At 40.0% G+C, this 23,232-nt stretch carries 22 protein-coding genes; 4 read left to right on the top strand and 18 right to left on the bottom strand.

The features are described 5' to 3' along the window. The 15 genes from rnhB to rpsB all read right to left on the bottom strand — a co-directional run. Positions 1-591, bottom strand: a 591-nt coding sequence (gene rnhB, locus ABJE44_RS17650; RefSeq protein ID WP_348111199.1) for a ribonuclease HII, incomplete at its 3' end; no start/stop codon positions are given. Beyond that, positions 588-1,748, bottom strand: a complete 1,161-nt coding sequence (gene lpxB / locus ABJE44_RS17655; RefSeq protein ID WP_348111200.1) for a lipid-A-disaccharide synthase — start codon at positions 1,746-1,748, stop codon at positions 588-590. The genes lpxB and rnhB, both read right to left, overlap by 4 nt. Before the next feature lie 3 nt (positions 1,749-1,751). Then, complete coding sequence (gene lpxA / locus ABJE44_RS17660; protein WP_348111201.1) at positions 1,752-2,519, bottom strand: acyl-ACP--UDP-N-acetylglucosamine O-acyltransferase; 768 nt, start codon at positions 2,517-2,519, stop codon at positions 1,752-1,754. Between the two features lie 3 nt (positions 2,520-2,522). Beyond that, positions 2,523-2,969 (bottom strand): 3-hydroxyacyl-ACP dehydratase FabZ, encoded by a 447-nt coding sequence (gene fabZ, locus ABJE44_RS17665; RefSeq protein WP_133470616.1) that lies wholly within the window; start codon positions 2,967-2,969, stop codon positions 2,523-2,525. Between the two features lie 35 nt (positions 2,970-3,004). Then, a complete protein-coding gene (gene lpxD / locus ABJE44_RS17670) occupies positions 3,005-4,042 on the bottom strand; it encodes a UDP-3-O-(3-hydroxymyristoyl)glucosamine N-acyltransferase (RefSeq protein ID WP_348111202.1) in 1,038 nt (345 codons plus the stop codon). 42 nt (positions 4,043-4,084) lie between these two features. Continuing rightward, positions 4,085-4,600, bottom strand: coding sequence for an OmpH family outer membrane protein (locus ABJE44_RS17675; protein WP_348111203.1), 516 nt, complete (start codon positions 4,598-4,600; stop codon positions 4,085-4,087). 43 nt (positions 4,601-4,643) lie between these two features. Beyond that, positions 4,644-7,121, bottom strand: a complete 2,478-nt coding sequence (bamA, locus tag ABJE44_RS17680; RefSeq protein ID WP_348111204.1) for an outer membrane protein assembly factor BamA — start codon at positions 7,119-7,121, stop codon at positions 4,644-4,646. Positions 7,122-7,184: 63 nt separating this feature from the next. Further along, positions 7,185-8,537, bottom strand: a complete 1,353-nt coding sequence (rseP, locus tag ABJE44_RS17685; RefSeq protein WP_348111205.1) for a sigma E protease regulator RseP — start codon at positions 8,535-8,537, stop codon at positions 7,185-7,187. Beyond that, positions 8,538-9,743, bottom strand: coding sequence for a 1-deoxy-D-xylulose-5-phosphate reductoisomerase (gene ispC / locus ABJE44_RS17690; protein WP_348111314.1), 1,206 nt, complete (start codon positions 9,741-9,743; stop codon positions 8,538-8,540). 11 nt (positions 9,744-9,754) lie between these two features. Beyond that, a complete protein-coding gene (locus tag ABJE44_RS17695; protein WP_348111206.1) occupies positions 9,755-10,618 on the bottom strand; it encodes a phosphatidate cytidylyltransferase in 864 nt (287 codons plus the stop codon). 34 nt (positions 10,619-10,652) lie between these two features. Then, positions 10,653-11,396, bottom strand: a complete 744-nt coding sequence (uppS, locus tag ABJE44_RS17700; RefSeq protein WP_348111208.1) for a polyprenyl diphosphate synthase — start codon at positions 11,394-11,396, stop codon at positions 10,653-10,655. A 19-nt stretch (positions 11,397-11,415) separates the two neighbouring features. Then, positions 11,416-11,973: a ribosome recycling factor gene (gene frr / locus ABJE44_RS17705; protein WP_289030602.1), complete on the bottom strand. Its 558-nt coding sequence runs from the start codon at positions 11,971-11,973 to the stop codon at positions 11,416-11,418. A 27-nt stretch (positions 11,974-12,000) separates the two neighbouring features. Then, a complete protein-coding gene (pyrH, locus tag ABJE44_RS17710) occupies positions 12,001-12,729 on the bottom strand; it encodes a UMP kinase (protein WP_348111209.1) in 729 nt (242 codons plus the stop codon). Between the two features lie 164 nt (positions 12,730-12,893). Then, a complete protein-coding gene (tsf, locus tag ABJE44_RS17715) occupies positions 12,894-13,766 on the bottom strand; it encodes a translation elongation factor Ts (protein ID WP_348111210.1) in 873 nt (290 codons plus the stop codon). 127 nt (positions 13,767-13,893) lie between these two features. Continuing rightward, entirely contained in the window at positions 13,894-14,625 is a 732-nt protein-coding gene (gene rpsB / locus ABJE44_RS17720) for a 30S ribosomal protein S2 (RefSeq protein ID WP_289030601.1), read from the bottom strand. Between the two features lie 330 nt (positions 14,626-14,955). On the opposite strand from rpsB, the gene map reads away from it, so the two are divergent. The 3 genes from map (at position 14,956) to ABJE44_RS17735 (ending at position 20,276) form a co-directional block, all read left to right on the top strand. Continuing rightward, on the top strand, positions 14,956-15,747 hold the full coding sequence (gene map, locus ABJE44_RS17725) for a type I methionyl aminopeptidase (protein ID WP_348111211.1): 792 nt from the start codon (positions 14,956-14,958) through the stop codon (positions 15,745-15,747). Positions 15,748-15,802: 55 nt separating this feature from the next. Beyond that, positions 15,803-18,421 (top strand): [protein-PII] uridylyltransferase, encoded by a 2,619-nt coding sequence (glnD, locus tag ABJE44_RS17730; RefSeq protein ID WP_348111212.1) that lies wholly within the window; start codon positions 15,803-15,805, stop codon positions 18,419-18,421. A 142-nt stretch (positions 18,422-18,563) separates the two neighbouring features. Continuing rightward, positions 18,564-20,276, top strand: coding sequence for a lysophospholipid acyltransferase family protein (locus ABJE44_RS17735; protein WP_348111214.1), 1,713 nt, complete (start codon positions 18,564-18,566; stop codon positions 20,274-20,276). 1 nt (position 20,277) lies between these two features. Here ABJE44_RS17735 and ABJE44_RS17740 read toward each other — a convergent pair whose 3' ends face one another. Continuing rightward, on the bottom strand, positions 20,278-21,432 hold the full coding sequence (locus ABJE44_RS17740) for an acyltransferase family protein (protein ID WP_348111215.1): 1,155 nt from the start codon (positions 21,430-21,432) through the stop codon (positions 20,278-20,280). Between the two features lie 120 nt (positions 21,433-21,552). Here ABJE44_RS17740 and ABJE44_RS17745 point away from each other — a divergent pair, with 120 nt between their 5' ends. Continuing rightward, a complete protein-coding gene (locus tag ABJE44_RS17745; RefSeq protein WP_348111216.1) occupies positions 21,553-22,398 on the top strand; it encodes a LytTR family DNA-binding domain-containing protein in 846 nt (281 codons plus the stop codon). A 40-nt stretch (positions 22,399-22,438) separates the two neighbouring features. Here the strand turns inward: ABJE44_RS17745 and ABJE44_RS17750 are convergent, their stop codons facing one another. Together ABJE44_RS17750 and fdx are read right to left on the bottom strand one after the other, a co-directional pair. Continuing rightward, positions 22,439-22,729, bottom strand: coding sequence for a YebG family protein (locus tag ABJE44_RS17750; protein ID WP_348111217.1), 291 nt, complete (start codon positions 22,727-22,729; stop codon positions 22,439-22,441). A gap of 139 nt (positions 22,730-22,868) precedes the next feature. Further along, positions 22,869-23,207 carry an ISC system 2Fe-2S type ferredoxin gene (gene fdx, locus ABJE44_RS17755; RefSeq protein WP_348111218.1) on the bottom strand — a complete coding sequence of 113 codons (339 nt, stop codon included), beginning with the start codon at positions 23,205-23,207 and terminating at the stop codon, positions 22,869-22,871. Positions 23,208-23,232 lie beyond the last annotated feature (25 nt).

Consider the following 23,232-nt stretch of genomic DNA (forward strand, 5'->3'; position numbering starts at 1 on the left):
TGCGCCTGCTAATTGGCCATGGCGCGCCGCAAGAGACCGCTGCACAGGCTTAAAACTCATTCGATATTCGGGTAATGGACCTAATTCTAACAGTTTAGCTAGATGAAAAGCGGTTGGATATCCCTTATGTTTTGCAAAACCGTACTCTGGATATCGCGTATCTAAATCAAGCATTTCTTGATCACGGGTAACCTTAGCGATAATTGAAGCGGCTGATATTTCCGCTATCAGTCCGTCTCCTTTGACAATGGCTTCACTAGAATATGACCAAGGGGGGCAGCGATTGCCATCAACCATGACATGCTCTGGCTGTATAACTAAACCTTCTACTGCTCTGGTCATGGCTAACATAGTGGCGTGTAAAATATTTAACTCATCAATTTCTTTGGGGCTAGCTCGGCCAATTGACCAAACCAATGCTTTTTGTTTGATTTCAGCAGCCAATACGACGCGCTTTTTTTCAGACAATTTTTTAGAATCTGCCAAGCCTGCAATAGGCTGATTTGGGTCAAGAATAACCGCTGCGGTAACGACATCTCCCACCAGAGGGCCACGCCCTACTTCATCGACTCCGGCTAATAAACGGCTCATACCTCTGCCTCAATCAAGTTAGAAATGGCAATGGCAGCTTGTTTGTCAGCCCCTTTTTTAAGGGACTGATGCAATATTGTAAATTTTTCAATAAGCGCTTGCTGTGCTTCAGAGTTTTTATCTTTCAACATGGGTAGTAGTAGGTCCGCTATAGTCTGAGGATTAACGTCATCTTGCAATAACTCTGGAATAAGCGGTTCATCAGCTAATACATTAGGCAAGGTAAAATACTTAGCTTTATAAAGCCACTTCATCATTTGATACGTTACCCCACTCAGCTTATAAGCTGCCACCATATTCTTCTTACAAAACATAGCCTCTAATGTTGCCGTCCCTGAGGCTAACAATACGGCATCTGCCGCTATCATTACTTCTCTGGCATGGCCTATTACAATTTGAATATCTAATTCAGGTAAGTGCTGGCGAATATAGTCATCAACTTGTGCTTTACGCTGCCGATTAACAACGGGTATCACCACTTTAAAGTCTTCAAGGTGAGGTTTTAATAAAAGAGATGCTTTGATAAATATATCTAGTAGGGTCTCTACCTCTCGCTTACGACTACCAGGTAAAACCGCTAAGACCAAGTGTTTATCTAAAATTTGCAGCGATTGCCTAGCCTTTGGTTGATCGGGCTTTAAATCAATATCATCAGCCATGGTATGCCCAACAAATTCACAGGGGATATTGTGTTTGTCGTACACTTGTTTTTCAAAGGGGAAAATACTTAACACTAAGTTAGTAGCTTTCGCTATTTTAAAAATTCGCTTTTCCCGCCATGCCCAAACGGTAGGGCTAACGTAATGAACAGTTTTAATGTTCTGGGCTTTTAATTTGGCTTCAAGGCCTAAATTAAAATCAGGTGCATCGACACCAATAAATACATCAGGTGGGTTTTCTAAGAAGTAGTGCAACAATGATTTGCGTATAAACATCAATCGACGGAGTTTAGGAAGTACTTCGATAAGTCCCATTACCGATAACTCTTCCATTTCGAATAATGACTGGCAGCCTTGAGCCAACATTTTTGGCCCAGCGATACCTTCAAAGGTAGCATTAGGGTATTGACGCTTTAATTGTTTAATCAAGCCTGCGGCAAGTATATCCCCGGAGGTTTCACCCGCGACTATGCCTATCCTTAGTATTTTGTCGCTCATGGCTTAGCGCGCAATACCTCTAGAAGAGCTGGCAACAAAATCAGCTATAAGCTTTATTTCTGATAAATCACCCGGCATTTCTAATAACAGTTTAACTGCATCTTCAGCTCTATGCCCTTGGCGATATAACACCTTATAAGCACGTTTAATTTGCATAATAGTTTGACTATCAAAGCCGCGACGTTTTAAGCCTTCTGCGTTGATAGTGCGGGGTTTGCTGTCGTTACCTAACATAACAAAAGGAGGTACATCAGCAAGAATGATAGCACCGCCACCTACAAAACTATGATCACCAATACGACAAAACTGATGGGCAGCAGTAGCCCCTCCCATAATGACCCAATCGCCTATGTGCACATGCCCTGCCAAAATAGCACTAGTCGCCAATATGCTATTGCTACCAATAGAGCAATCGTGGGCAACATGGACGTAACACATCAGTAGATTATTTGACCCAATAGTCGTCACACTATTATCTTGAACCGTTCCCCGGTGAATTGTCACCGACTCACGTATAATGTTGTTATCACCTATGATTAGTTCAGTCAGCTCACCTGCATACTTCTTATCTTGGCAATCTTCACCTATAGATGAAAACTGATAAAAGTGATTGCCTTTACCTATAGTGGTTTTACCTTTAACCACTACATGGGATTCAAGTACTGTATTGTCACCTATGCTGACATTTTCATCGATAAAACAATAAGGTCCGATACTGACATTATTGCCTAGTTTTACGGAAGGATGAATAATAGCCGTTGAATGGATCACTTTTTACAGTTTCCTCATAGCACACATAAACTCTGCTTCACACGCAGCAACTCCGTCTACACTGGCAATACCACGGAATTTCCAAATACCACGACGTTCTTTAATTAGCTCTACACGCATGTCTAAACGATCACCGGGAACAACGGGGGTTTTAAAGCGTGCCTTATCAACACCTGCGTACAAGTATAGATCATCACTATTACCTTGAGTTTTAAACCCTAGTACGCCAGCTACTTGCGCTAAGGCTTCAAGTATCATCACGCCAGGGAAAATAGGTTTACCTGGAAAATGTCCAGTAAAACAAGGCTCATTAAAGGTAATATTTTTATAGGCATCAATGGATTCATTGATAGTATAATCTGTCACTCTATCTACTAATAGAAAAGGGTAGCGGTGGGGTAACAACTCCATGATCTCTTCTACTGCAAGAGTGTTTAAACTATTAGCCAAAGGGGGTTCTCCTAAACTCACTATTGGGTAGCTTTCTAACTACCTTGTTGGGATTTCTCTAACGTTTTCACACGCTGATTGAGGGTAGTAATGTTTCTCAGAGCTACCATATTTTTACGCCATTCTTTATTTGCAGCGGCAGGTATACCTGACGAATACACACCAGGTTCTGAAATACTTTTAGTCACCATACTCATGCCAGTGAAAACAACGCCATCACATATATTGATGTGACCGTTAATTCCTACTAACCCAGCCATGCTGCAATTTTTTCCAACCACCGTACTTCCTGCAATAACAGAACAAGCAGCCATGGCGGTGTTTTCACCTATTTCAACGTTATGAGCAATCTGACATTGATTATCAATAATCACACCGTCTGCCAAAATAGTATTATCAATGGCCCCACGGTCAATGGTAGTACTTGCGCCAATTTCAACTCTATCGCCAATTATCACACTGCCTAATTGGGGAATTTTGATCCACTTGCCACTTTCATTAGCGTAACCGAAACCGTCACTACCTATTACAGTATTAGCTTGAATCAAACAATCTGAACCTAACACTACATCATGATAAATGCTGACATTAGCCCATAATTTTGTATTTGCACCCAAGACTGCATTTTTGCCAATAAAACACCCAGGGCCAACTTGGACGTTATCGCCTAATTTAACCCCAGTCTCTATGACAGCATTCGCTGCAACTTTCACATTTTCACCAACCACAACATCATCGGCAATAACTGCGTGAGGTGATATCTCATGGGCTGCAGCCGGAGTGGTATCTAGCAGTTGTGCGGCCTTTGCAAACCCTATATATGGGTTATTCATTACAAGTGCTGAACGTGAACAGTGAGACAGTTCGTCGGGATGTAAAATAATAGCTTGTGCCATCGAATCCTGAAGTTGACTACGATACTTGCTATTCGATAAAAATGAAATCTGACCATTACCCGCACTGACTAATGTAGACAGACCGGTAATTGGAGTATTTTGAGTATCGTTATTCGCTAGATGCAGTTCTGCACCAATGTGATTGGCTAACTCTATTAAACTAACTGAATGGCTCAAAACACCTCCCATTTCAATAAATACAATAGTTAACTAATAATTTTAGTTAACTTTACTAACCTGCTCTAAAACTAACTTAGAAATATCGTGGTCAGGATTAATAAAAGCAACTGAGTTAGCATTCAAGATAACGTCATACTTTTCTTTTGCAGCAACGGCATCAACACCTTGCTTAATAAGACCAAGTAACTTGTTTTGTTCTTCTTGCAGGCGTTGCTGAATTTCTTGCTGAAGAGGTTGAGCTTTAGCCGTATATTCACCACGAAGTGCAATAATTTTTTCTTCAAGTTCTTTTTTCTCAGCTGCACTCATAGTAGCTGCATCACGCTGATTCTTCTCAAGATAGTACTTAATATCTTTTTCTAAACGACTAACTTCTTCAGTTTTATCTTTAAATTCAACAGCAATAGCTTCTTGAATATTTGCAGCTTGAGGCATGTTCTGGAAGATACCTTGAACATTAACCGCCCCAATTTTTTGCTCTGCAAAAACAGCCGAACTTGTCATGGCTGTAGTTAATAATGCACCCGCTATTAAACTCTTAGTAAATTTTTTCAAAAGAAACTCCTGTCTTATAGTGATTGACTAAGCAATCGACAAATTAAAATGTTTGACCAATATTAAAGGTAAAGAATTTGGAATCATCACCTTCACGTTCTTTAATGGCTCTAGAAAAACTAAACACCATAGGCCCCATAGGTGATAACCATTGTACAGAGATCCCGCCAGAAGCTCTATAAAGGAATGGATCACTATAATCTAATAATGGGTCATCGTTAAAACTAGTGCTCAGCGTTAGATCTTTATAAGCATCGTAGTCAAATTCAGTGTCCCATACGTTACCCACATCAACAAATAAACTGGTGCGTACTGAGTTATCAAAATCAACCTCAACAAATGGTGTAGGTACGATTAACTCAACCCCTCCCAACACCATGGCATTACCACCTAAAGAACGGGTAGAAATAGCAACCACATCACTTGAACTATCCCCTAAAATATCATTACCATTTGGATCAGTAACCGCTACTGATGGTGTAACTTGTAACCCACGAGGACCAACTGTGTTATTTTCAAACCCTCTTAAAGAATCTGAACCACCCGCTGTAAAATGTTGTGTAAAGGGTAAGATTTGATCTACACCACCGGCGTCACCATAACCATTACCATACCCTGCTTTTAATCTTGCTAATACAGACCAACGTTGATTACGTGAAAGTGGGAAATACCACTTACCATCAATTTCAGTTTTAAAGTAGTTTACGTCTGAATTGGGTGTAGTAATACCAAATGAGGCACGTTGTGATGAACCTGCAGTTGGGAATACACCACGATTTAAGGTTGAGCGAGACCAAGCAACAGAAGCTAGAAAGCTATCATAATTAATTGCCGAGTCTGGATTCTCTTCATCAACAAACTGGTCATTAAAACGTGTAGTCTGAACATAGGCTTGGCGTTGGAATAACTCAACATTACTGTAGGTCAGTCCAAAATTGATACGGTTAAACTGATTAATTGGGTAACCAACATTGGCCCCTAGAGAGTATTGTTTACTGTTGTATTGAATTAGGTTGGCTGAACTACCATCAAATTCACTATAAGACACGTTTCCTCCTAAACTAATACCATCGATAGTAAAGAAAGGGTCTGTGTATGAGAGCTGAATGCTTTTCTGATAAGACACTGTGCTTATGTTAAATGCTATGCGCTTACCTGTACCCAAGAAATTATCTTGTTGAATACCCGCATTTAAACTTAATTTAGTTCGGTCACCGTAACCTATGCCTGCATTGAAAGCGCCTGAAGGTTGTTCTTTTACAGCAAAATTCACGTCAACTTTGTCTTCTTCACCTGGCAAACGCACGGTTTCAAAATCTACGGTTTCCATATACGTTAAACGTGACAAACTGTTCTTAGATGACTCTAAGGTGGCGTTAGACAACCATGCACCTTCCATTTGAGATACAGATTGACGTAACACTTCATCTGCAGTGCTGGTATTACCGGCAAAGTTAATGCGGCGCACGTAAATACGTTTACCTGGGTCTACGGATAACACTAATTTTACAGTTTTGTCTTCATCATTGATGTCGGGAATAGTAGTGACTGTTGGGTAGGCATAGCCATATCGCCCAAGATACTTACTGATAAACTCTTCGGTATAGGTGACTTCTGCTTGATTATACATTTCACCTTTTTTCAATGGTAAAACAGCATTGATATAGTCTTCGTGCCCAAGTAAGTCACCGATTAGCTCTATATCAGAAATGGTATATTGCTCACCTTCATCGACATTCAAGGTAACATAAATTCCGGTTTTATCAGGAGTCATAGTGACTTGAGTAGAGTCAATATTAAAACGTATATACCCCCTATCCTTGTAGTAACTAGTAATGGTTTCCATATCACCTGTTAGGGTTTGTTTTTGGTAACGAGTCTCAGATAAGAAATCCCACCAAGCGGTATTAAATTTTAGCTCGATTGGGTCAAGTAGCTCACTATCAGTAAAAGTTTCGTTACCCACAACATTGATTTGTTGAATTTTTGCTGAGTCACCTTCTTCAAACAATAGTTTTAAGTCAACTCGGTTTCTAGGTAAAGGAGTAATAATAGCCGTTACATCAGCATTATATTTACCGATACTATAGAAGAAGTCCTTAAGACCGTTCTCAATAGAGGTTAATACTGTTCTGTCTAATGGCTCACCAATTAAGATATTGGCATCATTTAAGCTTTCTTGAAGTTGCTCATCTTTTATATCGTCATTATCTTCAAACACTATGTTACTGATAGTCGGGCGTTCTTTAACTCGCACGATCAATGTATTGCCATCCCGTAAAATTTCGATGTTTTCGAAATGGGTTGAAGAATACATAGACCGAATAAGCTGTGAAACCCTAAAGCTATTCATCTCATCACCCACATTAATGGGTAAGTAAGTGAGTGCAGCACCTAAAGCAACACGCTGTAAACCTTCTATTTTAATGTCTTCGACTACAAATTCACTACCAGGGGCAGCTTTTGCAACGCTAGTAATGGATAATAATAATCCGGCAACAACTAACTGTATAAACTTCATTTATTAGTATTCTTCCTAAAAGCACAAAAACAAAACATGCTTGGCCTAACTGACCGATAAAAATTATAAACGCGCAATATCATTAAAGATTGCGATGCTCATTAATAGCAGCAACAATACGCCACCCACTTTAAATCCTATTTCTTGTACTGACTCCGGGACAGGACGACCACTAAAAAGTTCGATAACGAAATACAGTAGATGTCCACCGTCTAGAACGGGTAAAGGCAAAAGGTTAATTATGCCTAAGTTCACACTAATTAGCGCTAAAAATCCTAAAAAGTATACCAACCCAGAGCTTGCGCTCATCCCGGCACCCTGCGCAATTGCGATAGGGCCACTTAAGTTCTTTACTGAAACATCACCCGTAAGCAATTTACCTAACATTTCGACACTGAGTGTCATCATACGCCAAGTCTTATCCATTGCTTTGGTTACAGCGTCAACAACGCCATATTGATGTGTAAACAACATACCTGCAGGCCAAGCTTCAAAGGTGGGGGTGAACCCCATATATCCTTTGACTATTCCTTCAACTTCTTTTTGACCTATTGAGCCTTCTAGCCTTACGGTTTCGCCGCCTCTCAATACATCCACCTTCACAAACTGGTTCGCTCTAGATGAAACATATCCCACTATTTGTTCCCAATTTTCCATAGTAGTTCCATCTAAACGCAGAATTTTATCATTTGGTCTCAACCCAATGGCATCAGCGGCAGAGTCTGGCTGCACATAACCTATGATTTTTGAGACTGCCGGTCGAAAAGGAACTAAGCCTAAACTCGCAATCGGAGAGCCTTTATCTGGATCAAACTGCCACGCTTCAATATTAACAACAGTTGAGCGCTCTATTACATGATTAGCTTCTGTCCACTTAATATTCATCACATCTTTGCCGATATGAGAAATCAGCTCATAATTCACATCTTCCCAATCTGCTACTTTACGATCGCCCACTTGGGTAATAATGGCGTTTTTAGAAATGTTACTTTGACTAAAAACACTCTCGGGCTTAATGTCTGCAACCACAGGCTTAACTGTTTCTAAGCCAATCAGATACATAATAAACAAGGCGAAGATAGCGAACAAAAAATTCACTATTGGGCCTGCTGCCACAATCGCAATACGTTTTAATACATGTTGGCGATTGAATGCATAAGGCAAGTCCTCTTCCGCTACTTCATCGACCCGCTCATCCAACATTTTTACGTAACCACCTAAAGGGATAGCAGCAACGACATATTCAGTACCTAACTTATCAGTCCTTTTCCAAAGCGCTTTACCAAACCCAATAGAGAACTTTTCTACTTTCACTCCACAACGACGAGCAACCCAAAAATGCCCCCACTCGTGAACAGCGACTAAAATACCTAAAGCAATAACAAAACTTGCCACTGTCCATAAAAATTCTAACATTTATTTAGCTCTCAACATGGCAGGAGGGTTTATTCTTTTTATGATATCTAGGGCGACTCGTCTTGCATTTTGGTCACTCGCAATCACCTCATCAATAGTATCTAGCTTATGACTAGTAATTTGCTGCAAACATTCATTATTAACTTCTGCTATCTGTGTGAAGCTAATCTGTCCCTGCAAAAAGCTATCTACGGCGATCTCATTAGCAGCATTAAGGCTAGTGGTGGCATATTGCCCTGCATTGCTGGCCTCAATTGCTAAGGTTAAATTAGGGTAGCGTTCTTTACTAGGTTGGCTAAAAGTAAAATCGGTAAGCTGATTAAAATCTAAAGCAGCTACCCCTGATTCGACTCTTTGGGGGTAAGCCAATGCATGAGCAATAGGCGTACGCATATCTGGATTACCCATTTGGGCTATTACTGACCCATCTAAGTATTGCACCATAGAATGAATAATACTTTGAGGGTGCAACACCACTTGAATATCATCAGACTGTAAGCCGAATAACCAGCGAGCTTCAATGAACTCCAAGCCTTTATTCATCATAGTGGCTGAGTCTACTGATATTTTTCGGCCCATGCTCCAATTTGGGTGAGCGCAAGCTTGCTCTGGACCAACATGAGATAAATCTTTCAATGGTAGATTTAAAAAAGGTCCACCTGACCCCGTCAATAAAATCTTACTTATACCTGATGCAGGTAAGTCGCCATAAATGAAGTCTGCAGGTAAACATTGGAAAATAGCGTTATGTTCACTATCAATGGGTAACAACTGGGCTTTATATTTATTTGCAGTTTGAATAAACAAATCGCCAGACATTACCAAAGACTCTTTATTGGCTAGTAGCACCTTTTTACCTGCTCTTGCAGCTGCCAAAGTGGGCAATAAACCAGCGGCTCCCACAATAGCAGCCATGACCACATCGACATTGGCATCACTTGCAACCTGCTCAAGGGCATCATTACCTGCGAGTACTTCACAACTTAACGTACTTTGAGCAAATAATTCTTTAGCCTGTGGGTAATATTTAATATCGCTTATAACTACATACTCAGGAGAGCATATTAGAGCTTGCTGTAACAAAAGATCGATATTGCTATTTGCAGTTAATGCAAATACTTTGAACATTTCAGGGTGTCTTAGCAGGACATCAATAGTACTTTTTCCTATCGACCCCGTTGCCCCTAATACCGTGACCTTTTGAATAGCTTGAGACATTAAGCCATCCACATTACATAGCAAAACGCAAAAATAGGAAAGGCAGCTGTTAGGCTATCTATTCTGTCCATTATTCCGCCATGGCCTGGTAATAGAGTGCCACTATCTTTAATGCCAGCACACCGCTTGAACATGCTTTCATTCAAATCACCTAAAGCTGACACACCAACAGTTAAGGCACCAATTACCACATGTAACCATATACGAGAGGGATCTACTTGGTAGTGTAATGCAGCAAAAGCAATAATCGCAGAAGACGCAAAAATACCTCCCATTAACCCCTCATAGGTTTTACCAGGAGAGACTCTGGGGCGTAATTTATGTTTACCAAATTTAACACCCACGAAAAATGCACCAATGTCTGCCGCCCAGACAATACCTAACACATAAAAAATTAAAGACGCGCCGTAATAAGGATCAACGTCATACAAACTCGTGCGTAATGATACCACCGCGACCCAAGTGGGGATCAGTGTAAAAAATCCGAAGATACCCCTTAACACTTTACTGCAATACCAAATCGAGCTGAACTTTGGATAGCCAAGTATCATGAAAAATGAAATAGCCCACCAAATTGTAGCGGCACTTAATATATAAATGTATAGGCTATTAAGTTGTCCTTGATACCAAATAAGATCCGTTGGCAAAAGAATAGACAGGCAAACACATACAGCCGCGACTAATATTGCATAGGCATACTTAGTAGTGGTTCTGGTAATACCTGACATACTCGACCATTCCCAAGCACCAAGACCTATAATTGCGGCAATGACCAATTGGAAACTAAACAGAGGTAAAAATAAAATGGCAAACAGAGCCAAAGGCGCCAAAATAAGCGCGGTGATAATTCGTTGTTTTAACATTTTTCCGCCTTAAGCCTTACTCTTGAAAGACTAGTCATTCACTAATCTGCTCGCCAGTTTTACCAAAGCGTCTTTGACGTTCATTGAACGTATCCACAGCAGATTGAAAAACTTCTTCATTAAAATCAGGCCAAAACTCTTCGGAAAAATATAATTCAGCATAAGCAATTTGCCACAATAAAAAATTGCTTATGCGTTGCTCACCGCCGGTACGGATCAATAAATCAACTTCAGGTACGCCACTGGTACTAGTAAACTGATTAAAAACCGTTTCATTAATATTATCCAAGCTTAGCTCACCAGCCTGGACACTCTGAACAAGACTTTTGGCAGCATTAACAACATCCCATCGGCCGCCATAATTTGCAGCTATATTGAGTGTTAATGCGTCATTTTCTGCGGTAAGTACTTCTGCCGCACGAATTTTCTCAACTAATTTTGTATCAAAGCGACTGGTATCGCCAATCACTCTTAATCTCACGTTATTCTTATGCAGTTTTTTAACTTCACTTCCTAGAACCATTTTAAATAGTTCCATAAGCACCCCAACCTCTTCTTCAGGTCGGTTCCAGTTTTCACTACTAAACGCAAACAAAGTAAGAAATTTAACGCCATTTTTAAGGGAATAAGAAACTGACGCTCTTACCGCTTTAACACCAGCTTTATGGCCAAAAGTGCGGATTTTACCTTTATTTTTAGCCCAACGACCGTTGCCATCCATAATAATGGCAACATGTTCAGGTGTTATATTTGAGTTTGATAAATTAGATGTATTCATGAAATAGAAAAAAGCCCAGTTATACTTCCATTAGGTCTTTTTCTTTAGCTAATAATATTTCATCAACTTGTTTAACGAACATATCTGTCAATTTTTGAATCGACTCTTCACCACGACGACTATCATCTTCACCGATTTCTTTTTCTTTAAGTAACTCTTTAATATCACCATTAGCGTCACGACGGATATTACGAATCGCTACTTTTCCTTGCTCAGCTTCACCACGAACGACTCGAATTAGATCTTTACGACGCTCTTCGGTTAATGCTGGCATAGGTATACGCATAACCGCTCCGGCACTCATAGGGTTAAGCCCCAAATCTGACTGCATAATCGCTTTTTCTACAGCTTGAGCTGCACTTTGATCAAACACGGTTAATGCTAAGGTACGCGCATCTTCTGCAACGATATTAGCTAACTGTTTTAGCGGAGTCGGCGCGCCATAATAAGGCACCATAATGCTATCAAGTAAACTAGGATGCGCACGACCCGTTCTAATTTTAGAAAGTTGCCCTTTTAAAGAGACAATACTTTTTTCCATACGCTGACGCGCATCATCATTAATTTCATCAATCACGGTAGTATTCCTATTATTGCTATTGTTTTACGAATGACAGATCACTGTACCTACATCTTCGCCCATCACTACGGCTTTCAAACAGCCTGGAGTATTCATATTAAATACGCGAATAGGGACATTGTGGTCTCTGGCAAGGGTAAATGCAGCCAAATCCATTACTTTCAATTCTTTGTCTAAAACCTCATCGTAAGAAAGGGTTTTATATAATTTTGCATCTGGGTTAGTTGCAGGGTCAGAATCATAGACACCATCTACTTTCGTTCCTTTAAGAACTGCGTCGGCTTCTATTTCGATACCACGAAGACAAGCTGCTGAGTCAGTTGTAAAGAATGGGTTACCTGTTCCAGCCGAAAAAATTACAACACGTCCAGACTTTAACAAACTAATAGCTTCAGCCCAGTTGTATGAGTCACATACACCATTTAAAGGAAATGCTGACATTAAACGAGCATTTACGAATGCTCTGTGTAAGGCATCACGCATAGCTAAACCATTCATCACTGTGGCTAGCATTCCCATATGGTCGCCAACGACTCGATTCATTCCTGCTTTAGCAAGCCCTTCACCACGGAATAGGTTACCGCCACCGATAACTAAACCAACTTCAATACCCAACTCTACGATTTCTTTAATTTCTAGCGCCATGCGCTGTAGTACTTTGGGATCAATACCAAAGCCTTCATCACCCATCAGGGCTTCGCCACTCAATTTTAATAATATTCTGCGATAAGTAGATTTAGGTGCGACACTCATAGGTGGTATTTCCTTAATATGAAAAAGACGAAGATCTCTTAGGGTTGCGAACCCTTTTTAGTACATATAAAAAAGCACCTCAAAGTGAGGTGCCAGTATTATACCCAAACAACTTTAAAATGCATGTTTCAGCATAAATAAAAATTGGTTTGAAGCTTATCTGCTTACTTTTTAGCTGCTGCCATTTGAGCGGCAACTTCAGCTGCGAAGTCTTCTTCTTTCTTCTCGATACCTTCACCCACTTCAAAACGTACGAAGTTGATAACATCTGCACCCTTTGATTTAAGTAAGTCACCAACAGATGTTGAAGGATCTTTTACGAAAGGTTGACCAGTCAAGCTGATTTCGCCAGTGAATTTCTTCATACGGCCAAGAACCATTTTTTCTGCGATTTCAGCAGGCTTTCCTGATTTCATAGCAATATCTAGTTGAATTTCTTTTTCTTTTTCAACAACTTCAGCTGCAACATCTTCAGGCTTAACGAATTGAGGGTTAGATGCAGCAACATGCATTGCAATATCTTTAGCCAATTCTTCATCACCACCTTGTAAGATAGCAATAACACCAATACGTGCACCGTGAACATATGCACCTAGGTTATCACCTTCAACAGTAATAACACGACGAGGGCTGATATTCTCACCAATTTTAGCCACTAAAGTATCGCGAGCTTCGCTTACTTTAACGCCATCAATCTCAGCATTATTCAATGAATCCATGTCACTAATTTTGTTTGCAGAAGCAACGTCGATTAGTTTTTGACCGAAAGCAACAAAACCGTCATCACGAGCAACAAAATCAGTTTCACTGTTTAATTCGATCATAGTCGCTACACCTGGAGCAACTTTAGTCAAAATAACACCTTCAGCAGCAATACGACCTGCTTTTTTAGCGGCTTTAGCTTGACCATTTTTACGCATATTTTCAATTGCTAGCTCGATATCACCATCAGTTTCAACCAATGCTTTTTTACAATCAAGCATGCCAGCGGCTGTACGCTCACGCAATTCTTTAACTAGGGCTGCAGTAACTGCCATTTTTGTTTCCTCAGCAATATAATTTAACTTTAAACATCTATGAAAACAGGGGCGTTGGCCCCCGTTTGTTTTTATTCAATTTGGCAATCAGTTAAGATTGCCATTGTGCATTCATTGATTTAGCTAATTACTCAGCTGCTTCTACGAATTCACCTTTTTCAGCTTGTGCTTCAACAGTTTGCTCACGACCTTCGATTACTGCGTCAGCAGCTGCGTTCAAGTAAAGTTGAACAGCACGGATCGCATCATCGTTACCAGGAACGATATAGTCAACACCATCTGGGTTTGAGTTAGTATCAACAATAGATACAACTGGAATGCCTAGGTTGCCTGCTTCAGTGATAGCAATATGCTCATGGTCAGCGTCAACTACGAATAAAACATCAGGCAAACCGCCCATGTTTTTAATTCCACCAAGACTTGTTTCAAGCTTAGTCATTTCACGCTGAAGCATTAATACTTCTTTCTTAGTCAATTTTTCAAACGTTCCGTCTTGGCTTTGTTGCTCAAGATCTTTTAAACGTTTGATTGACTGACGAACTGTTTTCCAGTTAGTTAACATACCGCCTAACCAGCGTTTGTTAACATAAAATTGGTCACATTTGTCTGCAGCTTCTTTAACTGCATCACTTGCAGCACGCTTAGTACCAACAAAAAGAATTTTACCTTTTTTAGCAGCAACGCCACCAACAAAGCCAAGGGCTTCATTGAATAAAGGAACAGTTTTTTCTAAGTTGATGATATGAACTTTGTTACGTGCACCAAAGATGAAAGGTTTCATTTTTGGGTTCCAGTAACGAGTCTGGTGTCCGAAGTGTACGCCTGCCTGAAGCATGTCGCGCATAGATACATTTGCCATTATATAGATTCCTCAATATGGGGTTAGGCCTCCATACATCCCAGATTTCGATCCCCTAGGTTTCCCCTAGAAAGACACCCCGAAAAATGTGTCGATGTATGTGTGTTATTTACGCTAGAAAATCTAGCTGCTTCGCGATAATTTGAAGACATATTTGTCTCCATTAATTTCAGCGGTGCGCTTTATACCACGGCTTATTTTAGGATTCAAGCTTTACAATAGAAATCCACTATTTATCAAGCAAACGCGACTAAATTCCCCTCTAGCGAGAACCTCTCCAAAAAGTTACAATAGCGCCCATTAAAAATTGAATGAATTAGGATCTTCGTTTTGTCAGGTACCATTAAAACCGCTGAAGAAATTAAAAAAATGCGTGTAGCTGGTCGTCTTGCTGCTGACGTGCTGCAAATGATTGGGCCATTTGTTAAGAAGGGAGTGACTACAAACGAGTTAAATCAGATTTGTCATGACTATATTGTCAATGAACAAAAGTGCATCCCCGCGCCCTTGAATTATGGCCAGCCACCTTTTCCTAAATCCATATGTACTTCTGTGAACCATGTCATTTGCCATGGAATTCCAGCAGACAAAAAACTCAAAGACGGGGATTCAGTTAATATTGACGTCACTGTTATAAAAGATGGTTACCACGGTGACACATCAAAAATGTTTGTTGTAGGTAAACCCTCAATATTAACAGAGCGTTTAATTCGAGTAACCCAAGAGTCATTGTACATAGGCATTAAAATGGTTAAACCAGGGGCACGCTTAGGTGATATTGGCCACGCCATTCAACAACATGCCGAAAGCCATAATTATTCGATTGTGCGGGAGTATTGCGGCCATGGGATTGGGGCTAACTTTCATGAAGACCCTCAAGTAGTTCATTATGGTAAACCTAATACCGGAGAAACCCTTGAAGCAGGAATGTGCTTTACCATTGAACCTATGGTGAACGCAGGCAAACGTTACTCAAAGATATTACCTGACCAATGGACAGTGGTAACGAAGGACCGAAGCCTAAGCGCCCAGTGGGAACATACTTTGTTAGTGACTGAAAATGGCGTAGAAATACTGACTCTTCGTGACGACGAAGAAATAGACCGTATTATTAGCCATTAGTGAATCAAAAAACAAAAATAATCAAATAATAACAGTCCTTTGCAAGGGGTCGACATTGTCACTACAAAATTTGTTAGACGAAGTAAAATCAATCAGCGACATTGATAATTTTGCAGCCTGCAAAGGGTTAATTAGTAAGAGTTATGAATGGCTTACCAGCCAAGAGATACACACAGGTAAAGTTAATGACCTAGTGTTGGGTAGAGCAACATTTATTGATGCCTTACTACGACATACTTGGCAGTTAATGGATCTATCATCACAAAAACACATAAGCCTTGTGGCTGTAGGGGGATATGGTCGAGGCCAATTACAACCCTATTCTGATATTGACCTACTTGTATTAAGTAAAAAAACACTTTCAGTAAGCCAAAAAGAAAAAATTGGCACGTTTATCACTTTTCTTTGGGATATTGGCTTAGATATCGGTCAATCAGTTCGCACGATTAAAGAAACGGTTCAACAAGCCAAACAAGATGTCACCATTGCCACTAATTTAGTTGAAGCCCGGTTACTAACAGGCAGTGAAGAGACCTTCGAAGCCTTACTCCAAAAACTTCAGAGTAGAAGTTATTGGAGTAGCAAAGATTTTTTCTTGGCTAAGTATCAAGAACAAAAGCAAAGACACGCTAAGTTTAAGGACTCGTCTTATAACCTTGAGCCCAATGTCAAAGAAAGCCCAGGCTGCTTGCGAGATATTCAATCTATTGGCTGGGTTGCCAAAAAGCATTTTAACGCAATTGATGGCAAAGAATTAGTCAAACATGGCTATTTTACCCCAGAAGAATTTTCTGAATTATTGGAATGTCGTGAAAATTTGTGGCGCATAAGATTCGCGCTACACCTGGTAGCTGGGCGCAGCGAAAATAGACTATTGTTTGATTATCAAACTGACGTAGCGACACGTTTAGGCTATGGAGAAGACGGTAAAGCTTCGGTAGAACGAATGATGAAATCCTTTTTTAGGACCGTTAGACGCATCAGAGAACTAAACGAAATGTTACTGCAACGATTTGGGCAAGATGTACTTGCCCTTAAAGTAAAACAAGGCATAGACGTTAATGAAGACTTTGAATTACTTGATGGCCTAATTGCACCTAAACATGACAATGTGTTTGCATCACCAGAAGACACCCTACGATTTTTATTGTTAGTCGCGAACACACCAGAAGTAAAAGGGTTACATTCAAGCTGTTTACAACAACTAAGACGGGCCAGACGAGCCTTTAACAAACAGTACTTTGTTGAGCTTGAACCTTGTCGCGCTTTATTTTTAGAGTTAGTTAGGCATCCTAATTTCTTTGGGCTTGGATGGGATATCATGCATAAGCACGGTATTCTACAGGCCTATATTCCTGAATGGGATCATATTGTTGGTATGATGCAATTTGACTTATTCCATGCTTACACGGTTGATGAACACACTCACAGGCTAGTAAAAAACATTCATTTTTATGGTTCACCTGATAACAAAGATTTTCCTCGGTGTGGCAATATAATGAAAAACCTCAGTAAACCAGATTTGCTTTTCATCGCTGCTATTTTCCATGATATTGGTAAAGGCCGTAATGGTGACCACTCAAAACTAGGGGCGGTTGATGTCAAAAAGTTCTGTGACACCCATGGTTTAAATGAGAAAGATTCAGAATTAATTCGTTGGTTAGTAGAAAGCCACTTACTTATGTCAGTGGTTGCCCAAAGAAGAGATATATATGACCCCCAAGTCATTAACGAGTTTGCACAAGCAGTACGGACTCATAATAACCTCAACCACTTATATGTATTAACCCTAGCAGATATTAGAGCCACCAATGATAATCTCTGGAATGACTGGAAAGCATCACTCTTAAGAGAGCTATTCTTACTTACTCAAAAAGCCCTAGATAATGGCCTTGAATGTAAAGTTGCACTGCAAGATAGGATTAGTGAGCACCAAACCATTGCGCGCAAGTCACTGCTTAGTAGTGGTATGAATAACACCCAAATATCTCAGTTCTGGCAAAGATTAAGCGATGATTATTTTGCTCGCTTCAAACCCGAGCAAATTGCTTGGCACGCCTGCGTTATTTTAGCATCTCACCCTATGACAGACGACTTTCTATTAGTTGGAACAAGTGCAGATACCTCAAAAGCTGGCGCCGAACTCATAGTATATGGTAAAGACAAAGAAAAAATGTTTGCACAAATTGCCTCAGTACTAGATAGCCGGAATTGCTCTATACGAGATGCGCAAATCATGCGTACCCATGATGGTTACATATTCGATAGTTTTATTATTCAGGAACAAAATGGTGATCGAATAATCTCGCCTTCAAGATTAAAAAGCTTAAAAGAAGCAGTTGAAACACAGCTCAACAAACCTGGAGTACAGCATACCAATAGGCGAAAAATGTCTCGTCAAATGAAGCAATTAGACGTGCCCACTAAAGTTCGTTTCTATTCAGGTAAAACCAACACTACCATAGTTGAACTTGAAGCTTTAGATGCCCCAGGACTGTTGGCTACTATTACAGAACAGTTCATAGAACTAGGTTGCAAGTTACATCAAGCTAAAATAACGACAATTGGCGAAAGAGCCGAAGATTTGTTTATTGTCAGTAACCAAGATAACCACACACTCTCTCACTCTGAACAAGTTGAACTTAAAAGTTTATTAAGGGAGGCTTTAGACTAAAAAGCCATGACTCAACCTGCGCTTAGTATTATAAGCTGAGCGCACCTAATACCTGTCATAAAACCGCCATTGTTTTAGCACTAAACTGTCATATTTAGCCACTACCCTTTACCTAAGCTAAAACTGAATTGACACCTGTAACATGTTTTCTGTTTCTGATGTGCTTGAAAAGCACTACCCACAAGTAGCCAATAAACCTATCCTGTCAAAAACCCTAACGTTTGTGCTTAGACGCTTACTTCATGAACGTGAAATGCAGGAGTTTGGGCAAGCCTACCCCCACTATCAAGGTTTAGATTTCGTTGAACAGGTGTTGGAGTATTTTAATATTAGTTACTCCACGCGGGACGTAGAAAAAGAGCGCATTCCTAACCAAGGTAAACTTGTTATTATTGCCAATCACCCCATAGGCTCATTAGATGCGTTAGCTCTAATTAAATTAGTGAGTGAAATTAGACAAGATATAAAAGTTGTTGCCAACCAAATGTTAATGGCACTTGAGCCTCTGCACCCCATGCTATTACCTGTAAATAATATGAGTGGCGGCACAGCGAGAGAGCACATTCAAAACATTCAAGCTCACTTACAAACCGAAGGCGTCGTAATAGTGTTTCCCGCCGGCGAAGTATCACGATTAAGGCCCCAAGGAATTCGCGATACCCGCTGGCAAAGTGGCTTTTTACGCATGGCTAAACAAGCTAAATCTCCTATACTCCCTGTGTTTATAGACGCTAAAAATTCACGTCTTTTTTACGGTTTATCCATGATTTACAAACCGTTAGCTAGCATATTGCTAGTCAAAGAAATGTTTAAACATAAACGCCATCATTTACCCATGCGTATTGGTGAGTTAATACCCTTTGAATCTTATAACAATAGTAAGATAAGCCGTAACCAACATATATCTCTATTTAAAAAACACTTATACAAAATTGGGCAGGGTAAAACAGGGGTATTTAAAACACAGAGGGCGATCGCTCCCGCTGAAAACCGAGCCGAGTTGTACCTTAGCTTAAAGCAAGATTGCCAGCGCTTGGGAGTCACCAAAGATGGCAAAATAATATTTTTGTATCAGCACAAAGGTAGCTCTCCTATTATGCGAGAAATTGGCCGGTTACGGGAAGTATCCTTTAGGGCAGTAGGTGAAGGCACAGACAAGCGTCGAGACATAGACATGTTCGACTCACACTATTACCACCTAATACTCTGGGACCAAGAAGATTTAGAAATTGCAGGAGCTTATCGTTTTGGGCCAGCCAAAAAAATTATAGTTAACCAAGGTATTAAAGGTTTGTACTCAGCTAGTTTATTTAATTATACCCCAGAAATGGGACAATACTTCGAGCAAGGATTGGAGCTAGGTAGAAGTTTTGTACAACCCAAATATTGGGGAAAACGTAGCTTAGACTATTTATGGTTTGGCTTAGGGGCCTTCATACAACATCACCCAGAGTTTCGGTATTTATTTGGAGCCGTGAGTTTAAGCGATAATTATCCTAAAGCAGCAAAGGACTTATTGGTAAAGTTTTACAGCTTATATTTTGGCTCAGAAACAAAAGTAGCCCACGCCCAAATTCCCTACCTACTGCCACAAGACTTGCAACATAGCTTTAGCGGTGAAGACTACAAAGCAGACTTTACTCGACTTAAACATTTACTGGCTAACATGGGCATGGCCGTCCCTACCCTGTACAAACAATATACTGAAACCTATCAAAACGGTGGCGTACATTTTATCGACTTCAATATAGACCCAGACTTTAACCACTGTGTAGATGGTTTGGTCATTGCCGATCTAGATACTTTGAAACCTAAAAAACGGGCCAGATATATGCCCGAGCAATCACATCATTAAATTACTTCAAACCAAACAAAGGCTTTAATACTTTGCTGCGATTTATCAACTCATAACCTAAATAACAACATAAGGCAGTTGATACAATAAGTAATGGTGCTTCAACCCACGCAGGTATAGCCCAATACGCTAGGTTTGCAGCAAAAACGATGATCACACTTTGATGCAGAATGTAACAAGGTAGAATGGCTCGGTTTATTTTTTTCAGAAAGCGGTTAGAAAATTGTAAGTACCGCCCTGCATAGCCCACAATGGCTAAAATCCATAACCAATGGTTTGTCACGAATATACTTCCATAAAATAATCTCACCCCGTTCGAACTGGTGTATAAATCAGCCAAAGGTTGAAACATTTGATGCCTATCCATGATGATGAATACGTAACACATAAAGGCAACAATTAGTAATCCACTGCGACACTCAATAAGCCTCTGCCACAATACAGGGAACTTATCTAAAGCAAACCCCACTACAAACACCCAAAAGTACTTACCATGGCTATACCAGTCGTTAAATAAATCATGGGTTACCGGATAATTAGGTCGTAAATAAAACCAAATCCCTAACATCACCAATATCAAAACTGCCAACGCACACTTACCATTTATAGATTGTAACAAGCGATGACTTAACACCTGAGTTATCCAGGGAGATATGGCTAATAAAATCAGGCTGTAACACCATAGGTAGGGTAGAAACCACAAATGATTCCAGGTTAATAAACCTATAGGGCCATGGTGGTCAGACAGAAACTCACTATTTGGGTTAATATAATGCAACCAAAAATCCCAGTAACCTAGCTCAAACAAATCTTGGGTTAACCCTTCGTAGTAAACTTGAGGCGCAACAATCACAAACATGCCAAAAATTAACGGGGGCAGCAGTCGAGAACTGCGCTCTTTAAGTATCGCCCAGTGATTTAGTTTATGGTCCGCCAAAGAGGTGACTAGCCCAGATATAAAAAACAACAGTGACATTCGCCACTGGTTACTCCACACCATCACATCTTGTAGCCAAACACTTTGTTCAGCACTTTTAATATGCCAGCCCCAATCAAACACGTAGTACATGCCCACGTGATAAAAAATAAGAAGCAAAAAGGCTAAGCACCGAAGCCAGTCAATGTCATATCGTCTTACATGTATTTCTTGAGTCATACTCTTCTCTGGGTTTAAATGAGTCACCTTATGATCAAGTAATCAGTGCAATATAAAAACGACAGAAGGCCGATATGACCTATATCAGGGACAAGTGGTGGATAACTGGGATAAACATTAGTGACAATATTTGAACGTTTTGATAAACATAAAAATAAGTATTTATTTTTACTCGTTGCCACTTATCAGTTAATCAACAACACCATAAATGCTAGCTCAGACTGGATGGAAACTACCCGAGACGGCAGTCCAGAATTCAGCATTATTGAACCCTTTATTTGGGAGTACACTAGCGCCATTAGTACCCTGATGTTACTGCCTTTAGTGGTGATATTTTGGCAACGAACCCCCTTGTTGTTCATCCATCTAAAAACGCAACTTGTTAAACATATATTGGTAGCGTCAAGCTTTTCGGTACTCCACGTATGCATTATGGTTTGGCTACGTGAATTCTCATATTGGCTAATGAATAGCAACTATGACTTTGGCCCCATATTTAGAGAGTTTTTATATGAATACCGTAAAGACGTGTGGGGGTATGTGTTTTTCTTTGGTTTGTATCAAGTTTATAGATTTGTTTATAGCCGTCTAAAAGGTGAAGCCAACTTGATCGGTGCTGAATCTGCACAAACTGTTGAGACCCCAGCGCACCTGCTAGTTAAAAAATTAGACAGAGAATTTCTTGTGAAAGTAGCAGACATAGAGTGGTTAGAGGCGGCAGGAAACTACGTGAACTTACATAGCACCGGACGTATTTACCCAATTCGCACAACCTTTGCAGACCTAACAAAACGCCTTAAAGATAAAGGCTTTTACCGAACCCACCGCAGCTATGCCGTTAACATAAATGCTATAGACAACATAAGTTACCAACCAAGTGGCGATGGAAAAATTCAATTAAAAAATGGCCATACCATCACATTATCAAGGCGCTACAAAGACGAGTTCAAACAACAATTTGAATAACCCTCAATATTACTACTCATATTCAAACTTAATTAAACAACTAGGCTTTCTTTTTATCAATCTCTACCACTTCAGCTTTTTCTTCAGTCAACAATGTATCTGCAGCAGTGCCTTTTAACAGCTTGCCTAGAGAGTCTTTATTTTTTGATAACATAATAGATAATTCTTCTAATACCTTGGCCTCAATTTTGAAGCCTTTGCCTTCAATGTACTCACTTAAGTTATCGGCAACGTCTAACATCTTGTCGTATTGATCAGCTGCTTTTTTATCTGTGCTCACAAACTTCTCCACCCCTTTGTGTTCTACTACATAACGTGTAATAACGGCCATAACTTTTATCTCCTGTGCAATCAATGAAGTAAGCTTAACATAACAACTGTATATAAAAACAGTTTAATTTGAATTACTCATAAAAAAACCAGCAAAATGCTGGTTGTATTTAATACAAGTTTTTAAAAGATTAAAAGCCTTAGTGACCTTCACTCACCTGATTCACTGTATATTTAGGGATTTCAACGACTAAATCTTCGTCTTTAATTATAGCTTGGCACCCTAATCTAGATTCAGGCTCTAACCCCCAGGCTTTATCAAGCATGTCTTCTTCTAGCTCATCACCTTCTTCTAAAGAATCAAAGCCTTCACGGATCACCACGTGACAAGTAGTACAAGCACATACTTTTTCGCACGCATGCTCTATACCAATACCGTTTTTTAGGGCCAAATCTAAAACAGAAGTGCCTTTCTCGCCTTCTAATACTGCGCCATCTGGGCACAACTCATCGTGTGGTAAAAAGATTACTTGTGGCATAACTTGCTTCCTAACATTCTGTAAA

Origin of the sequence: Paraglaciecola sp. (genome assembly GCF_039942875.1) — a bacterium.
Lineage (GTDB): Bacteria > Pseudomonadota > Gammaproteobacteria > Enterobacterales > Alteromonadaceae > Paraglaciecola.